The 15,646-nt window shown below is 62.7% G+C and carries 16 protein-coding genes and 1 pseudogene; 10 read left to right on the plus strand and 7 right to left on the minus strand.

Translation table 11 applies throughout. The annotated features are described in order from the left end of the window. The 5 genes from Q0520_RS08245 to Q0520_RS08265 all read right to left on the minus strand — a co-directional run. The coding region (locus tag Q0520_RS08245; RefSeq protein WP_298668714.1) for a CoB--CoM heterodisulfide reductase iron-sulfur subunit A family protein at positions 1 to 1,386 on the minus strand (1,386 nt) is incomplete at its 3' end. Positions 1,387 to 1,399: 13 nt separating this feature from the next. Then, complete coding sequence (gene hdrB / locus Q0520_RS08250; protein ID WP_298668716.1) at positions 1,400 to 2,290, minus strand: CoB--CoM heterodisulfide reductase subunit B; 891 nt, start codon at positions 2,288 to 2,290, stop codon at positions 1,400 to 1,402. Further along, positions 2,290 to 2,868 carry a CoB--CoM heterodisulfide reductase subunit C gene (gene hdrC, locus Q0520_RS08255; protein WP_298668718.1) on the minus strand — a complete coding sequence of 193 codons (579 nt, stop codon included), beginning with the start codon at positions 2,866 to 2,868 and terminating at the stop codon, positions 2,290 to 2,292. Before hdrC ends, hdrB begins: the two co-directional genes overlap by 1 nt. Positions 2,869 to 2,877: 9 nt before the next feature. Further along, positions 2,878 to 4,044: a 4Fe-4S binding protein gene (locus tag Q0520_RS08260; RefSeq protein ID WP_298668720.1), complete on the minus strand. Its 1,167-nt coding sequence runs from the start codon at positions 4,042 to 4,044 to the stop codon at positions 2,878 to 2,880. A 16-nt stretch (positions 4,045 to 4,060) separates the two neighbouring features. Then, positions 4,061 to 4,333 carry a 4Fe-4S binding protein gene (locus Q0520_RS08265; RefSeq protein WP_298668722.1) on the minus strand — a complete coding sequence of 91 codons (273 nt, stop codon included), beginning with the start codon at positions 4,331 to 4,333 and terminating at the stop codon, positions 4,061 to 4,063. 337 nt (positions 4,334 to 4,670) lie between these two features. Between Q0520_RS08265 and fhcD the strand changes: the two genes are divergently transcribed. From fhcD to Q0520_RS08315, 10 genes are all read left to right on the plus strand, one after another. Continuing rightward, positions 4,671 to 5,552 (plus strand): formylmethanofuran--tetrahydromethanopterin N-formyltransferase, encoded by an 882-nt coding sequence (gene fhcD / locus Q0520_RS08270; protein WP_298668724.1) that lies wholly within the window; start codon positions 4,671 to 4,673, stop codon positions 5,550 to 5,552. Positions 5,553 to 6,200: 648 nt separating this feature from the next. Beyond that, a complete protein-coding gene (locus tag Q0520_RS08275; protein ID WP_298668726.1) occupies positions 6,201 to 7,166 on the plus strand; it encodes a tRNA(Ile2) 2-agmatinylcytidine synthetase in 966 nt (321 codons plus the stop codon). Continuing rightward, positions 7,138 to 8,046: a methanogenesis marker protein 11 gene (gene mmp11, locus Q0520_RS08280; RefSeq protein WP_298668728.1), complete on the plus strand. Its 909-nt coding sequence runs from the start codon at positions 7,138 to 7,140 to the stop codon at positions 8,044 to 8,046. Before Q0520_RS08275 ends, mmp11 begins: the two co-directional genes overlap by 29 nt. Beyond that, positions 8,034 to 8,999: a radical SAM protein gene (locus Q0520_RS08285; protein WP_298668730.1), complete on the plus strand. Its 966-nt coding sequence runs from the start codon at positions 8,034 to 8,036 to the stop codon at positions 8,997 to 8,999. Before mmp11 ends, Q0520_RS08285 begins: the two co-directional genes overlap by 13 nt. A 3-nt stretch (positions 9,000 to 9,002) precedes the next feature. Next, positions 9,003 to 10,148 carry a thiamine pyrophosphate-dependent enzyme gene (locus Q0520_RS08290; protein WP_298668732.1) on the plus strand — a complete coding sequence of 382 codons (1,146 nt, stop codon included), beginning with the start codon at positions 9,003 to 9,005 and terminating at the stop codon, positions 10,146 to 10,148. After that, entirely contained in the window at positions 10,129 to 11,256 is a 1,128-nt protein-coding gene (locus tag Q0520_RS08295; protein ID WP_298668734.1) for a homocitrate synthase family protein, read from the plus strand. The genes Q0520_RS08290 and Q0520_RS08295 overlap by 20 nt, the downstream gene beginning before the upstream one ends. Further along, on the plus strand, positions 11,256 to 12,467 hold the full coding sequence (locus tag Q0520_RS08300) for a 3-isopropylmalate dehydratase/homoaconitate hydratase family large subunit (protein ID WP_298668736.1): 1,212 nt from the start codon (positions 11,256 to 11,258) through the stop codon (positions 12,465 to 12,467). The genes Q0520_RS08295 and Q0520_RS08300 overlap by 1 nt, the downstream gene beginning before the upstream one ends. Beyond that, entirely contained in the window at positions 12,464 to 12,937 is a 474-nt protein-coding gene (locus tag Q0520_RS08305; protein WP_298668738.1) for a 3-isopropylmalate dehydratase, read from the plus strand. The genes Q0520_RS08300 and Q0520_RS08305 overlap by 4 nt, the downstream gene beginning before the upstream one ends. Beyond that, positions 12,934 to 13,752 (plus strand): hypothetical protein, encoded by an 819-nt coding sequence (locus Q0520_RS08310; RefSeq protein ID WP_298668739.1) that lies wholly within the window; start codon positions 12,934 to 12,936, stop codon positions 13,750 to 13,752. The genes Q0520_RS08305 and Q0520_RS08310 overlap by 4 nt, the downstream gene beginning before the upstream one ends. Then, on the plus strand, positions 13,727 to 14,689 hold the full coding sequence (locus Q0520_RS08315; protein ID WP_298668740.1) for an isocitrate/isopropylmalate dehydrogenase family protein: 963 nt from the start codon (positions 13,727 to 13,729) through the stop codon (positions 14,687 to 14,689). The genes Q0520_RS08310 and Q0520_RS08315 overlap by 26 nt, the downstream gene beginning before the upstream one ends. 32 nt (positions 14,690 to 14,721) lie before the next feature. Here the strand turns inward: Q0520_RS08315 and Q0520_RS08320 are convergent, their stop codons facing one another. After that, positions 14,722 to 15,093, minus strand: coding sequence for a VOC family protein (locus Q0520_RS08320; RefSeq protein WP_298668741.1), 372 nt, complete (start codon positions 15,091 to 15,093; stop codon positions 14,722 to 14,724). Positions 15,094 to 15,260: 167 nt separating this feature from the next. Beyond that, a pseudogene (locus Q0520_RS08325) lies at positions 15,261 to 15,646 on the minus strand (NAD(P)/FAD-dependent oxidoreductase); the annotation flags it as partial.

Consider the following 15,646-nt stretch of genomic DNA (forward strand, 5'->3'; position numbering starts at 1 on the left):
CTGGATGCGGTAGTAGAACTCCTCGTACATCTTGCCGAAGGACCTGATGTCCATGTAGAAGATGTAGGGGATGCATCCGGGGATCTTCTCCATGACCTGGTGGGCGTGCTTGAGCGAGTACATGCAGCAGAAGCGGCTGCAGTACGGCTTGCCGACACCGGTGTTGTCACGGGAGCCTGCACAGAGGATGAAGGCGACCTTCATCGGGGTCCTGCCGTCGGACGGGCGGATCAGGTGACCGCCGGTCGGACCGGACGCACAGATGAGACGCTCGAACTCGAGCGAGGTGATGACGTTGTCGAACTGCTTGTAACCCCACTCGCGCTTCTTCTCGATCGGGAAGGCTTCGTAGCCGGTCGCAAGGATGACAGTGCCGACCTTGACGGTCTCGAAGGTGTCCTGCATCTCGAGGTCGATGGCCTTCTTCTCACCGCATGCCTCGACACAGAGACCGCACTTGACACAGGCGTTGAAGTCGACCGTGTAGATCAGGGGGACGACCTGCGGGTGGTAGACGTAGATGGCCTTTCTCGGCTTCATGCCGAACTCGAACGGGTTCGGCTTGATGACCGGGCAGACTGCCGTGCAGTCGCCGCAACCGTTGCAGCCGCCGCCGACGATACCCTTTGCAGCGGCTTCGGTCGGGTTCATGACACCGCGGGCCTTCGTCCGGAGAGTGACGTCGAAGTTACCGATGTAACCGTCGACGGCCTCGACCTCTGTGTAGGTGTGGAGCTCGATGTTCGGGTGACGCCCGACATCCACCATCTTCGGGGTGAGGATGCACTGGGAGCAGTCAAGGGTCGGGAAGGTCTTGTCGAGCTGGGACATGCGCCCGCCGATTGTCGGGGTCTTCTCGATGAGGTAGGTCTTGATCCCGGCGTTTGCAAGGTCGAGTGCGGCCTGGATACCGCCGACACCTGCGCCGACGACCATCGCGGCGTGCTCAACGGGGACGCTCTTCGGGTAGAGGTCTTCGAGGAGTGCGGCCTTGGCGACGGCGATCCTGACGGAGTCCTTTGCCTTGGCGGTGGCGCCCTCGCGGTCGTGCATGTGGACCCACGAGTTCTGGTCACGGATGTTTGCCATCTCGAACCTGAACGGGTTCAGGCCGCCCTCTTTCGTGGCCGTCCTGAAGGTCGGTTCGTGGAGACGGGGCGTGCATGCGGCGACGACGATGCCGTTGAGGTCGTGCTCCTTGATGGCGTTGACGATCTTCGACTGGCCGGGCGTCGAGCACATGTACTGGTAGTCGTCGGCGACGATGACACCGGGGAGGGTCTTCGCGTAGTCCTTGACGGCCTCCACGTCGATGGATCCGGCGATGTTGGTGCCGCAGTGGCACACGAATACACCAATTCTTGGCTGTTTCTTCTCTTCTGCCATGTATTTTCCTCCCTTACAGTATCTTGTCCAGGAACGGCTTGCAGTCGATAGCGTGGAGGTCGAGTGCAAGTTCCTGCGGACTCATTCCCTGGGCAAGGCCCAGCAGTTCGTTGTAGTGGAGCACCGGGATGTGCCACTCGATACCGAACTTCTCGCCGATCTCGATCTGGCCGCGGTCGAACTGGAGCTGGCAGAACGGACAGACTTCTGTGATCGCATCGGCGCCTGCCTCGTTGATATTGGTCAGCTTCTCGTTCGTGATGTCCAGTGAGTGGGCGAGGTCGAAGCCACGGACACCGCCGCCTGCACCGCAGCACTCCATCTTGTTGCGGTACTGGACCGGCTCAGCGCCGAGGGCGGCGACGAGTTCTTCCATCCACATCGGGTTCTCGGCGTCGGTGAACCGGCGTTCCTTGATAGGCTTGAGGAGGTGGCAGCCGTAGTGGACGGCGACCTTCGTGCCGTCGAGGGGCCTGACGACAGACTCGCGGATCTTGTCGGGTCCGCAGACCTTCTTGTCTGCGTAGATCTCGGCGAGGTGGTAGACGTCGATCGAGCCCTTGTATTCCATGTCGATCTCGGCGAGGACTTCGTTAACGCCGTCACGGAGTTCGTCGTCGTGCTTGAGACGCTCGTTGACTTCGTAGATCGACTTGTAGCAACCGTTGCAGATGAGGGCGATGTCCTTGTTCATCTGCTCGGCCAGGACGATGTTCCGTGCGGCCATCGCATACCAGACGTTCAGGTCCACAGCGCCGAATGCGCCGGGTGCCGGGCAGCAGCTCGCACCCTTCAGGGGGAGGAGCTCAATGCCGAGTTTCTCGCTCGTCTTGATGGCGGCAGCCTCACACCCAGGATAGCGGTTTGGTGCGATACAACCCAGGAAAAAGGCATACTGATGCATCAGTGTTCACCCTCTGAGAGGATCCTGTCTGCAATCTCTTTCATATGGTAGTGGTCCATGATTTTCCTAATACCCGGCAGGTACTCGGGGTACTTGTGGGTGGTTTCAGGTTCGGCCTCAAGGCCCAACTTCAGGCGGGCTGCCCGGTTCACGTCATTGTTTGGCACACCGTGGCCGGTCTTGTAGATGAGCTGGATCGTCTTGAGGAAGTTCCTCGGGACGATGTCCCACTTGAATGCAAGGTTGCGCATTGCCATGATAACGTCGGTCGGGGCAATGTCGCGCGGGCAGCGGTCGGTGCAGCTGTAGCAGGTGGTGCAGAGCCACAGGTCAGGGTCGGTGAGTGCCTCTTTCTCAAGCCCGAGGACGGCACGGCGGACGAACTTCCGGATCCGGTAGCTCGAGCGGGGGGCCGAGGGGCAGGAGCCCGTGCAGGTACCGCACTGGAAGCACATGTGCGGGATCGAGCGGGAGAGCTTCTCCACGTCCTTGAGGAATTCAGGATTGCTGTCCGTTGTGTGGAAATACCTGTCCTGGAATTTTTCTTCCATTGCAGGGTCAGAATATCCTTTTACCATGTCACTACCTCACGCGTGTTCAAGGGCCTTGAGTTCCACTTCTCCCGGCTTTACGTCCTCTTTGACCTTGGAGGTCCGCGGGGTGAAGAGCTTTGCCTTGATCCTGTTGAAGAGGTCGGTTTCCTTGCCCTTCATCCGGATGCCCGTTCTCTTCAGGACGATAATGTCCTCGCCGGGGCAGGCGTTGACACATGCGCCGCAGAGGATGCAGAGGTCCTTGTTGACGGCGATGTTTGCCTCCTTCTGGCCCTTCATCTGGGCTGCGGGGGACGGGGACGGGAGATAAATTGCATGGGCCGGGCAGATCTCGGCACAGGTCGAGCAACCGCCGGGGCACTTCTCGGCGTGGAATTCGATATCGCCGGTGAAGATCTTCTCGACGGTGATTGCCTCGGTCGGGCAGTTCGTTGCGCACCAGCGGCAGGTGCAGCAGTCGTCTTCGATGATGTCGACCTTGCCGGGGAGCTTCTTCGCCTCAACCTCGCGGTTGACGGTGATGGCCTCTTCGGGGCAGGCCTCGACACAGACCTTGCAGGCGTCGCAGAGTTTCTCGTCCCAGATGACGTCGCCCTCGACCTTGCCGTTTTCGGCGCTGAAAGCCTTGCGCTTGACGTCGATGGCCGGGCAGAGCGATCCGCAGATGCCGCAGACCGTACACTTCTCGGTGTCGACCTCGAAGGTGGTCTTGGTGGTCAGTGCGGTCTGGCGCTTGCGGCCGTCTTCGACGGTTCCCTCGAATGCCGGGACGTCGCGGTCGATTGCGTCACGCGGGCAGACGTCTTCACAGGTCGTGCACCGCACGCACTTTTCGTCGTCGATCTTGGCGAGCATGTCGTACTGCGGGAAACCCTCCTTCTCGACGATGGGGAGTCTCTCTTCGCCGTCGATCTTCAGTGTCAGCGAGTTGAACGGGCACATAACGACGCAGACGCCACAGTACGAACACTTGACTTCGTCAATGTTGACGGGGGCGGCGTAGTCGATTGCGTTCTTTCTCTTGGTCGCTCCGACCATGCTGACAGTAATGGCGTCCTCGGGGCAGGACTCGGCGCAGATGCCGCAGCCCGTGCACCTCTGGCTGTCAAGGATCAGGTGATTGACTGCCTGAAGGAGCCGCTGTTCATTGATGATGTTGACACCATCTCTCTTTTTGGAGAATTTTGGAAATATCGCCATGAATAACCCTCACTCCTTATGCTTTTGTCTGGGCACCGGGCCCGGACTGCATTGGTCCTACGACCAGCCGTATCACATTGTATGGGCATGCTTCGACGCAAACGCCGCATCCGGCGCAGAGCTCGTGATCAACGTCAAGGACAGTTGCCTTGCCGTTCATCACCTTGTAGATCTTCTCCGTGGTAGCAGGATCCACGGTGTTGAGCTCGAGTGCGTCTACGGGGCACGCGACCACACAATTGTTACAACCGGTACAACGTTCCATGTTTACGTGCACTGCAAATGCCATGGTTTCACGCACCAGCTATCTCGATTGAAAATCGATTATGAAAGAGTTGTCAAATAATATAGATAAACTTTCTGAAAGAAAGCACCCAAAAAAATCCATATCCTGCGCCGGGCAATGCCAATATGTTAATTTGTAGCTCTGATTAAACGCCCCTCCGTTGCACCTCGCCTTGATTGCCGGCGCGTGGAGGTTGCATGAGAAGGTGCGCTCTTTCGCATCGACTACCATTGCCGGTGGGCAGGAGAATTAGAAATCTTCTTCTATTCGCCTGTTGCATTCTGTAACAGAGTAGAGAAGGCAGGAAATTGTCCTGCGACTCTGCATCTGAGGTGCAAACATGGATTTAAATGGTGTGACCATCGACGATACGTACGCAGAGGCGTTTCCGACCTGGGTCTCCCGGGTCATCATCACTGCAGTAACCAAGAAATACGCATACAATGCAGCCGTTGAGGCGACTGGTTTTGCGACCTCGGCCATCGGGTGCCCCTGTGAGGCGGGCATCGAGGGCTTTGTCCCGGCCGAAGAGACCCCGGACGGAAGGCCGGGCTATGCGATCCTGATCTGTGCCGGCAAGAAGAAGCTGAAGGCGCAGGTCGTCGAGAGACTTTCCGAGTGCGTCCTCACCGCCCCGACGACCGCGGTCTTCGATGGTCTGCCTGAGGCCGAGGAGCGTATCGCAGTGAAACTCCACTTCTTCGGCGACGGCTACGAGTACCAGAAGGAGGTCGGCGGCAGGAAGTGCTGGGTGATCCCGGTTATGAACGGCGAGTACGTCGGCGAGGAGGACTTCGGCATTGTCAAGGGCGTTGCCGGCGGGAACTTCTTCGTGATGGGCGAGAACCAGATGGCCGCGCTTATGGGTGCCCAGGCAGCGGTCGACGCGATCGCCGGGGTCAGCGGTGTCATTACCTCCTTCCCTGGCGGCATTGTCGCCTCCGGCTCGAAGGTCGGGAGCAAGTACAAGTTCATGGTGGCGAGCACCAACGAGAAGTACTGCCCGACTCTCAGGGAGAAGGTCGAGGACTCGAAGGTACCCGAGGGCGTCAAGGCGATCTACGAGATCGTCATCGACGGTGTGGACGAGGAGAGCGTGAAGAACGCGATGTCTGCGGGCGTCAAGGCCGCGACCAAGGTCCCGGGTGTCGTCTTCATCAGTGCCGGTAACTTCGGCGGCAACCTCGGTCCCTTCAAGCTCGAGCTGAAGGACCTCATCTAATTTTTTTTCGTCTCCTCCCCTGCGCCGGGCGATATATTCCTGTTATGGGGTGGTTTCCGGCAGGGGCGAGCGGGTAGGTGTGGTTTTTATCGAGGTGATCTGTGCCTCTTTCGGGTAGGGGGAGCGGGTAGCATCGCGCATGGTGACCTATTCGTTATATGGCTCTTTTTAATCCGGCAATTCACGAAAAATGGCCCTATATTGGCGTATTTCACGTGACCGGATCCGAACATTTTCCGGCCTCTTTCCTGTCCCTTCCCCGGCATGGGCGAGTGGCGGGAGAGGGAAGGCATGCCTCCCGATCATATCGCTGACTGGGGGCCTTTGGGTCATGTCGGATTAAGGTCTGTTTCGTGAATGGACTCCGATATGCCCGGGTATCTGGATCCCCCCGATGCGGCCCGAGAAGGGGGGTGTGGTCCTTTGATTGAAGACCGATACGGGAGTATCTGACAGGGGCAGTGTCTTGCAGGGCCGATACCTCTCTTGAAGACACCCGCCTCCTGCAGGACGGTATGAGTTTTTCATGCCCATATCGGGTGAAAGGGTCTCCCTACTCTTCTCCTGCTCATTCGTGCTCCCTGGGGGGCGATCCCTTTATCTTCAATGACGCCGAATATTTCGTCAACGAAATTTTCGGTGTATATCATGATCACGCTGACTCCCGCAGAAGTGAAAGAGCGCTTTGGGTCGCTCTTTGCAGAGAAGTTCATTGTCATGGTGGACGAGCAGGCCGGCATGGCCGAGATCCTGGAGACCTGCCGTCACCGCGGCACGATCGAGTGGGACATGATGAACAGGCGGCGTGCTTGCGGCGCCCTCTCCTCCGCGGAGGTGCAGGGGTCCTCGATGACGATGCTTGCCCGCCTCGGGAAGTACGAGGCGAACTTCGGTGCGGCAGGGCAGGAGATCGGTGGCCAGGCGCTGGAGGGTGTCGAGGTGCAGGGCGACGAGATCGTCACCTCCTGGGCAGGGATCGCTGGTGCCGGTGTCGGCGTCGCCGCCTGCCTTCCGCAGGCTCCCGGCGTGATCCGGGCCGAGTATCCGACCGAGGAGGACCTCCACATCGGGGGAGCACGGGTCTGCAAGGTACGGATTGTCACCCCGAAGTACGAGAAACTGACCATCGGGATCGACGACACAGACACGAAGGAGGAGGGCGCCACCTGGGTGCTCGCCCTGAAGTGTGCCGAAGCGTGCAGAGTTGCTGGAGCAGAGTACCTTAATATGCGACTCGTCCAACTCAACCCGGCGGCACCGGAAAAGACGACGAACTGCGTCGGTTCGGTGCTGAACTTTGCCGTACGCCCCGGTTCTGTGGAACCTCTCCTCGCCTTCGTGAAGGAGTATATCGAGGAGCATGCAGTCTCGGGCGACACCGGGATCGCCTACTACCGCGGTCTCTGTCTCCCTGACTCGGAGTATGTGAAGAAGATCAAGACCGACCTGGTGACGCAGGCGGACGTGGAGGCCGAGGCAGAGCGCATTGGCGTCACCTTTATTGACTCCGCCGCTGGCAAAGGGCGGATAGGTGCGTTCGGTGCGGTGCTCTGGGGCAACCGCGGCGTGGAGGCGGCAGGACTGTATGGAGAGCAACCGGGCGGCAGGGTCTGAGGGTCTTACAGACCCCTATGTGGTGGCGTACCCCCTGATCGCGGCGGTCGCCGACGACGAAGGGAGCCGGATCGAACTGGTCGAGTTCTTCGACTGCCTCGGCGGGGCACACTGGGTCCGCCGTCACTATGCACAGAGCCCGCTCGTCGTCTCCGCAAGGACGGTGGGGGCGACGACACGGTACGTCCTCAGGGCGGGGTGTGTCCACCTTCCCCTGGAGGGTTCCCGCTTTCCCGCGGGAATCGCGGGCGCCGCGGTAGAGGGCGACGAGATCGCGGTCACCTATCTCGGCATGGGCGGCGGCGGTGTCGGGGCCTCGGCCTGCCGCGCCCGCGGCGGCGGGGTGATCAGGGCGTCGTGCGACGAGTCCGGCGGCGGCAAACTGGCAGGGTCGACGATCTGGCTGCCGCGGCGCGAGCGGGTGGTCATCGGTGTCGACGACACCGACACCGCCGAGGAGGGGGCGACCTGGACCCTCGTCCACAACATTGCAAAGGCTGTCGCCGATGAGTCTTCGGTGTACCTCTCCCACACGATCGTCCAGTTGTATCCGGTGCCGGAGAGGACGAAGAACTGCGTTGCCTGTGCGGTGGAGTTTGCGTCGTCCGACCCCGATGGTCTCATCGAGCGGTTCGCCGCCCTGCTCCGCCGCCACACCCTCTCCGAGGAGACAGGGATGGCGGCGTACGTCGGCTTCGACCCGTCGCCCCTGCGGGCATACGGTGAAGCGGTGAAGAAGGGGAAGGTGTCGTGGACCGACCTCGAGGCCGTCCTCGGCGAGGTCAGGGTCGTGATGAACGGTCACGGCCTTATCGGTGCGGTGGCGTCGATCCCCTTCTACACCGACTACGAGGAGGCGATTGCCCTGTGGAAAGGCTGAGGCTGAAAGCCGCACTCCTTGCCGCGGGAAAGGTGAAGGCCGTGGGCGTCCCCCCCGATAAGTACCTCTCCTCCTCCACCGCGGGGCCCGGCGCCGGCGGCGAGGGCTCCGTCTTTTTTTCCGTCGATGGTATGAGAGTCCGTCTTTCTGTGGATCCCCATGCCGAACTCACCCTCATCCACGAGGGCAAGGGAAACGCGACCATCCCTTTCCGCGGGGAGATGGTGCGAGGCGTCCTTGAGGTGCCCGGCTTCCATTGCCCACGGCAGGCCTTCATCACCCTCACCTCCTCCTGCATCTTCTCCTGCCGGTACTGCGCCGTCCCCGGTCATGCGGGGAGGACGAAGAGCGCGGAGGAGGTCGTGGCTATGGTGAGGTCCGTCCTCGGGAGGATCGACGCGATCTCCCTGACAAGCGGTGTGGCCGGGAGCATCGCGGAGGAGGAGAGACGCACACTTGAGGTGGTGAGGGCCCTCGTCCCCTTCGGCCTCCCTATCGGGGTCTCCATCTACCCGACGCGCGACTCCCCCCGTCTCCTGAAGGAGGCCGGGGCCACCGAGGTAAAGTTCAACCTTGAGGCGGCGACACCCGGTCTCTTTGCGGAGATGTGCCCTGGCCTTGAGTGGAACCTCGTCTGGGAGGTGCTCGAAGAGTCGGTGCGCCTCTTCGGGAAGAACCATGTCCAGAGCAATGTTATCGTCGGCCTCGGGGAGAGCGACGAGGAGATGGCAGCGGCTGTCAGGAGACTCTGCTCGACCGGGGTGATCCCGGTCCTCCGGCCTCTCACCCCGTCGGCCGGTCTCGCGCACTTCAGGCGCCCGTCGGCAGAGAGGTTGCTCAAACTGTACGCGATCGCACGAGAGGAGATGGCAACCGCCGGCCTCGACGCGAAAGAGGCGCTGACTATGTGTGCGGCATGCACGGGCTGCGACCTCGTGCCCGGGAGGGACTAGAGGATGGACGGCGAGGAGGTGCTCGCTCTCGCTCTTTCCGGGGCGGCTGACGAACTGTACACGGTGCCGGGCTATCCTGTGACCGGGTGTGCTGTGCGGGCCGGTGCTGAGGTCTGCATGAACGAGAAGGTCGCTCTCGAGTACGCCCTCGGCGACTCCCTTTCTGGCAGGCGCGCAGCGGTGATCGTGAAGCACGTCGGTATGAACATCCTCGCGGACCCCCTCGTGCAGGCGACGGCACAGGGTGTTGTGGGGGGCGTCGTCGTCGTCGTCGGGGACGACCTTCTTGCCCGCGCCTCGCAGGTCGGGGAGGACTCCCGCCACTTCGGCCCCCTGGCGATGGTGCCGTTCGTCGAGGCCGACGTGCCCGATGCCCTCCCTGCCGCAGTTGAAGAGGCCTTCGCCCTCTCCGAGGAGATGTCGCGGGTTGCGGTCCTGCGGGTGACGCCTGAGGTCCTTGACGCCCCGGTGACGACCCCCCCCACCCTCCGCGGGGGGAGGGGTGCGGGCGCCCTCGCGGAACCCGCGCTGACGATGCGGGGCAGGTGGGAGAGGGCCATGCAGGTTTCTGCGGAGTATGCGGGCCGCCAGGCCCCGAAAGGTGTCAGGGTCGCAATCCCGCCGGTGCCTGCGCCCTTTGGGGAACCGGAGCGTTTTGCCGACCGGGGGTTCTGCCGGACCCTCTGCCGGCACTGCCCCTACCGCCCGCTCCTCTCCCTCCTTGCCGAAAGAGGGATGCGGCCCGCGGTCGATGCGGGGTGCTCCCTCCTCGCGACAAATCCCCCATACAGGATCGGTACTGCGAGTTACGGCCTCGGGTCTGCGGTGGCGGTGGGGGCGCGGAGCACGGGAGTCGCCCTGATAGGGGACTACGGGCTCCTGCACTCCGGCATAAACGCACTGATCGACGTCTATGAGAAGGGCCTCCCCCTCCTCTGTATCGTCCTTGAGAACAGGCGCATGGGCATGGTCGGTGGCCAGGAGGTGACCGGGGTGGAGAGGTATCTCGACTGGGCCGGACCGGCAGTCTGTCGCGCCGACGACCTGGCCGGACTGGCGCGGCTGATCGTGCCCGCCGGGAAGCCAACGACGGTGGTCGTCACCGGGGTATGCCCCGGAGGTGAGAGTCATGAAAAAGTGGAATGTTGAGATATGTGACGTCACGCTCCGTGACGGTGAGCAGACGCCGGGTGTATCGTTTAATTGCGAAGAGAAGAAGGAGATCGCACAGACCCTTGACGCTGTCGGCGTCGAGGTGATCGAAGCCGGTTTCCCGGCGGTTTCAAAGAACGAGAAGGCGGCGGTGCGGGAGATCTGCGGTATGGGCCTCGACGCCCGGATCTGTGCACTCGCCCGGGCAAAAAAGTATGACATCGACGCCGCCCTCGACTGCGGCGTGGACATGATCGGCATATTTGCGGCCACTTCAGACCTCCATATCAGGATGAAGTACGGCAAGAGGCGTGAGGAAGTCCTTGCCGAGGCCTGTGCCATGATCGAGTACGCCCACGACCACGGCGTCGCCGTCAGGTTCGGTGCCGAAGACGCCTCCCGGACCTCTCTCCCTGACCTCATACAGGCGTACAGGCAGGTCACCGATGCCGGTGCCGACCTCGTCACCTTTGCCGACACGGTCGGGTGCATGACCCCCTCCGAGGTCGGGGAGCGGGTGCGCCAGGTCGCGGCCGCCATCGACACGCCCATCTGCATCCACTGCCACGACGACCTCGGGTGCGCCACCGCAAACACCATCACGGCCGCTGCAAACGGTGCTTTCCAGCTCCACACCACGGTCAACGGCCTCGGCGAGAGGGCCGGGAACGCCGCCCTTGAAGAGGTGCTCGTCGTCCTGGCCATGAAGGCCGGGATCAACAGGTACGACCTCTCTCACCTCCAGAGACTCTCCGAGAGGGTCGAGAGAGCCTCGGGGATCGCGGTCGCGAAGAACAAGGCGGTCGTGGGCGCCCATGCCTTCGCCCACGAGAGTGGCATTCACATCGCCGCGATCCTCAGGGAACCCGAGACCTACGAGTACGTGCGCCCCTCCCTTGTCGGTGCGTCGAGGACGTTCATCCTCGGCAAGCACACGGGCAGGCACGCGATCGAGCATGTCGCCTCCTCCCTCGGCTACGACCTCGACGACGCCGGGATCTCCTGGGTCCTTGCCGAGGTGAAGAGGCGGAGCGAGGCGAAGTGCACGGTGACACCCGAAGTCCTCCAGGAGATCCTCTGCGCCGCACAGAAAGGAGCGGTCTGATGGGCACTCTTGCCGAGGAGATCCTTGGGGCGCCTGCCGGGGAGTACGTCGACCGCCGGGTGGACCGGGCCTATGCCCATGACGGCACCGGCGTCCTGGCGCGGGAGGCCTGGCTCTCGATCGGGACAGGGGCCTTCCCCGACCCGGACCACAGGTACCTCATCTTCGACCACATCGTCCCGGCAAACACCTCCCTGACCGCCGACCTCCAGAAGGAGTTGCGGGTCTTTGCCCGGCAGCAGGGGATGCACCTCTCCGACGTCGGCGGTGGCGTCTGCCACCAGGTGATGGCTGAAGGGTATGCCCTGCCCGGCGAGGTGATTGTCGGGGCGGACTCGCACTCCTGCACCCTCGGGGCCTTCGGCGCCTTTGCGACGGGTGTCGGGGCGACAGACATGGCCGGTATCTGGGCGACGGGCGAGACCTGGTTCAGGGTGCCGGAGACGACCGGCGTCTTTCTGGATGGCGCCCTCACCGGTGCGGCCGCGGCAAAGGACGTCGCCCTTGCCTATGTCTCTGCCCTCGGCATGGACGGTGCGACCTACCGTGCCCTCGAGTTCGTCGGCGAGGGGGCAGGGGGACTCTCGATGGCCGACCGCCTCACCCTCTCCAACATGGCGGTGGAGACAGGTGCGAAGGCCGGGATGTTCTATGCCGACGCGGTGACGCGGGAGTACCTCGCCGGGTTCGGCCATGCAGTGGAGGAGCAGACGCCTGTCGATGGATACCGGCAGGAGGTCACTCTCGACCTCGGGGATATCGAACCCCTCCTTGCCCTGCCGCCGCGGGTTGATACTGTATGCCCGGTGGCCGAGAAAGAGGGTCTGGCCGTGGATCAGGTCTTCCTGGGCACCTGCACCTGCGGGCGCTACGAGGACCTGGAGGCCTTCGCCCGCATCGTGCGGGGGAAGAAGGTGACGGTGAGGACCGTCGTCGTCCCGGCGTCTCGGGCCGTGCTCACCCGTGCGGCCTCGACCTGGGTGCTCCCCGCACTCATCGAGGCCGGGTGCGCCGTCGGGACGCCCGGGTGCGGCCCCTGTCTCGGCGCCCATATGGGTGTGATCGGGGAAGGAGAGGTCTGCCTCTCGACCGCGAACCGGAACTTCAGGAACAGGATGGGCGTCGGCGGCGAGATCTACCTGGCCTCGCCCCAGACCGCCGCGGCGACCGCCCTTGCCGGCGAGATCCGGTCCCCGGAGGGGTGCCTGTGAAGGGCGAAGGACATGCCGTCTGCCTCGGCCGGGACATCGACACCGACCTTATCATCGCAGGGCGATACCTGCGGACGAAGGACAGGTCTGTCTGGGCGGCTCATGTCTTCGAGGACCTCGACCCCACCCTTGCCGGGCGCCTTGCCGGGGCGGTCATTGTTGCGGGCCCGAATTTCGGGTGCGGGTCGTCTCGGGAGCAGGCGGCGGTCGCCCTGAAGGAGGCGGGCGTCGTCGCCGTCGCCGCCCCGACCTTTGCCAGAATCTTCTTCAGGAACGCCGTCAATATAGGACTCTTGGTGCTTGAGTGCGAGATCCCCTGCCATGAGGGCGAGGCGGTGCGCTTCGACCTCGACGAGGGATGGATCGAAGCTGGTGGGACCCGCCGCCCGCTCCGTCCTCTCTCCCCGCGGATGCGAGAGATCCTCCGGTCAGGGGGTCTTGTCCCCTATCTCAGCGGAGGCCATGGATGATATTTCCTGAAGAGTGTAAATACGTGGGCCTTGCGAGTGCGAGGCCCCTCGGAGAAAAGGTCTATTTCCTCTCCCGGTGGCTGATCCGGGAGACCCCCGAAGGCTACGAGGTCCTGTCGGTGAAACCTGCCGATGGAGAGGGACTGATGCGTGATGTCGCGGCGACATGGGTGCTCGCGAGGTCCGACGAGACATTTCTGTATCCTGATCCGGTGAACTTCAATGACCGGTCGCGCCTGATCAGTCTTGCGGCGGCCTCGGGCCACCGGTGCACCATCTTCCGGAGTCCCGACGAGTCGCGGACCTTTGTCCTCGACCCTGACCCGGAATCGCTCCTGACCGTGCATGTCTATGACATCATCCCGCCGCGCCCCCATCTTGCGGCGATCCTGAAAGAACTCGAAGGTGTCGGGCTTTTCGGCGACCTTGGCATAAGTTTCGAATATCATATCAGGGACATCAGGGAGACGGAGGCCGAGGTCTACCCCTGCCGTGCCGGTGGTTTCGACCGGACCCTGGATGCCGACCCCCTTGCAGGGACGGAGCATGTAGCCGGGTGCCTCACGGCGAAGCAACTCTGTTCCGAGAACTACGGGGACGGGGTGGAGATCACCGAGATATGTCCCCTGACGCAGGTTGCGGAAGAACCGTTCATCGCCAGGTGTTGCCGCTCAGAGCGCGAGGGTGTCGGCGAATGGAACGGGAAGTTCGGCGGTGTCGTCCACTGGGGTGCGGCGCCCCATACCATCGATACGGTCCTCAGGAATGCGGTCGCCGGGTGGCGGGAGCATGAAGGTCGCGGTCGTCCCCGGTGACGGGATAGGGCAGGAGGTCGTCCCGGTGGCCGGGGCGGTCCTCCGTCGCCTCCACCCGGACTGGGACTACTTCCCTGTCGAGGTCGGCTACGGCCGCTGGCAGAGGTGCGGGTCGGCCATCGGCCCTGAGGAGATGCGGGCCCTTGGAGAGGCCGATGCCATCCTCTTCGGTGCGGTGACCACGCCCCCCGACCCGGCATACAGGAGCGTGCTCGTACAGATGAGAAAGGACCTCGACCTGTATGCGAATGTCCGGCCGGTGCGGGGTCCCGGTGTCGACCTCACGATCGTGCGGGAGAACACCGAGGGACTGTACTCCGGGATCGAGTGGGAACTGCCGGGGTCGTACTGCACCCTCCGGGTCGTCACCGAGAGGGGGAGCAGGCGGATTGCACGCTTTGCGGCGGGTCTTGCGAAGGGGGATCGACTCACCATCGGGACAAAGGCGAATGTCCTGAAGTCAGACACCCTCTTCCGTCGCTGCGCCATCGAGGAGGCGGAGGCCGCAGAGGTGGCATGGGAGGAGAAGTTCATCGACGCACTCTGCCTTGACGTGCTGATGCACCCCTCCCGTTACGGCGTCATCGTGACGACGAACATCTTTGGTGATATCCTCTCCGACGCGGCGGGGGCGCTCGTCGGCGGCCTCGGCACCCTCCCCTCGGCGAACATCGGCGACAGTCACGCCCTCTTAGAACCTGTCCACGGTTCGGCGCCCGATATTGCGGGGAAGGGCATCGCAAACCCGGTGGCTGCGATCCGGAGTGCGGCGATGCTCCTCGCCCATGCAGGCGACAGGGAAGGTGCGGCCGCGGTGGATGCGGCCGTGGACGCCGTCCTTGCGGCGGGCGTCCGGACCCCCGACCTCGGCGGCACGGCCTCGACGGTGCAGGTCGGCGAGGCGGTGGTCGATCGGATCAACGAGAGGACGCGCTGACGGTCGCCTCCCGCAATTCCCCTCACTTTTTATCATTCCGCTTCTGGATTCTCCTCCCAGAGCCCGAACGTGTTCCCCTCTGTATCCTCGCAAACGGCAAGATACCCGAATTTCTGAACGACCGTTTTCGGGAGCAGCACCTTTCCGCCGAGGCGGACCACGTCGACGAGGTACGAGTTGACGGATGAAACCCCGATATAACTGGTGATTTTCTGGTCCGGCATCCCTCGCTTTCCCATGCCGCCGCCAATGCCCGGGGACCCGTCTTCGGTTGTGGTGCTGATCAGGTAATAGTCTGTCCCGCCGGGAACCAGTTCAAAGTTCCATCCAAAAAGGCTGGAATAAAAGGTCTTCGCTCGTTCGAGGTCTTCGGCAGGCAGGTCAAAATGTACGATCGTCGCCATGTTTTTCACCGGTGGAGGACTGGTGCGGCCATTCATTAACGTTGTGGCTGAGGGGGTGGTGACATGCCTGCAGGAGTGCTCTTTGGTGCTGTTCCCGTGTTCTATTCAAACCCGGTTCTGGCCCCATCCTTGGAACCGTCAAAAAAATATTCTGAAGTGTGAATGCCTTATTCTCTCTTCCTTTTTTTCAAGAGATCTGCGGCCGCAGGTATCAGGCCGTGGACCCCGTCAGCGAGGGGGTGGACCTCGATGAGGTCCCGGAAGTCGTCGACCGTACGCCTGTGCCTGATAGCCTCGGCCATGTAGGTGGCGATGATCCCGGCGCCCGGCGAGGCCGCCCAGACCCCCCTGATCTCCCCGTTCTCAGGGTCGACCAGGACCTTCCCGAGGCCTGTGTCACCTCCGGGCACTGACCAGAAGGACCCCGGCCCTGCCGGTGCTGGCACCGAGAGTTCGACCCCCTCGTCGTCCTCTGCAAGGGCGAATGCGAGGTCGTTCGCGAGGCTGATACTCTGCGGCACGACCGAAGGGGCATAGCGCATCTCATGGCCGA

Source organism: uncultured Methanofollis sp. (assembly GCF_937919355.1).
Lineage (GTDB): Archaea > Halobacteriota > Methanomicrobia > Methanomicrobiales > Methanofollaceae > Methanofollis.

Excerpts from the sequence above, each read along its gene's own strand:
- hdrB (WP_298668716.1), bottom strand. The coding sequence starts at position 2,290 with ATGCATCAGTATGCCTTTTTCCTGGGTTGTATCGCACCAAACCGCTAT.
- hdrC (WP_298668718.1), bottom strand. The coding sequence starts at position 2,868 with ATGGTAAAAGGATATTCTGACCCTGCAATGGAAGAAAAATTCCAGGAC.
- Q0520_RS08260 (WP_298668720.1), bottom strand. The coding sequence starts at position 4,044 with ATGGCGATATTTCCAAAATTCTCCAAAAAGAGAGATGGTGTCAACATC.
- Q0520_RS08265 (WP_298668722.1), bottom strand. The coding sequence starts at position 4,333 with ATGGCATTTGCAGTGCACGTAAACATGGAACGTTGTACCGGTTGTAAC.
- fhcD (WP_298668724.1), top strand. The coding sequence starts at position 4,671 with ATGGATTTAAATGGTGTGACCATCGACGATACGTACGCAGAGGCGTTT.
- Q0520_RS08275 (WP_298668726.1), top strand. The coding sequence starts at position 6,201 with ATGATCACGCTGACTCCCGCAGAAGTGAAAGAGCGCTTTGGGTCGCTC.
- mmp11 (WP_298668728.1), top strand. The coding sequence starts at position 7,138 with ATGGAGAGCAACCGGGCGGCAGGGTCTGAGGGTCTTACAGACCCCTAT.
- Q0520_RS08290 (WP_298668732.1), top strand. The coding sequence starts at position 9,003 with ATGGACGGCGAGGAGGTGCTCGCTCTCGCTCTTTCCGGGGCGGCTGAC.
- Q0520_RS08295 (WP_298668734.1), top strand. The coding sequence starts at position 10,129 with ATGAAAAAGTGGAATGTTGAGATATGTGACGTCACGCTCCGTGACGGT.
- Q0520_RS08300 (WP_298668736.1), top strand. The coding sequence starts at position 11,256 with ATGGGCACTCTTGCCGAGGAGATCCTTGGGGCGCCTGCCGGGGAGTAC.
- Q0520_RS08310 (WP_298668739.1), top strand. The coding sequence starts at position 12,934 with ATGATATTTCCTGAAGAGTGTAAATACGTGGGCCTTGCGAGTGCGAGG.
- Q0520_RS08315 (WP_298668740.1), top strand. The coding sequence starts at position 13,727 with ATGAAGGTCGCGGTCGTCCCCGGTGACGGGATAGGGCAGGAGGTCGTC.
- Q0520_RS08320 (WP_298668741.1), bottom strand. The coding sequence starts at position 15,093 with ATGGCGACGATCGTACATTTTGACCTGCCTGCCGAAGACCTCGAACGA.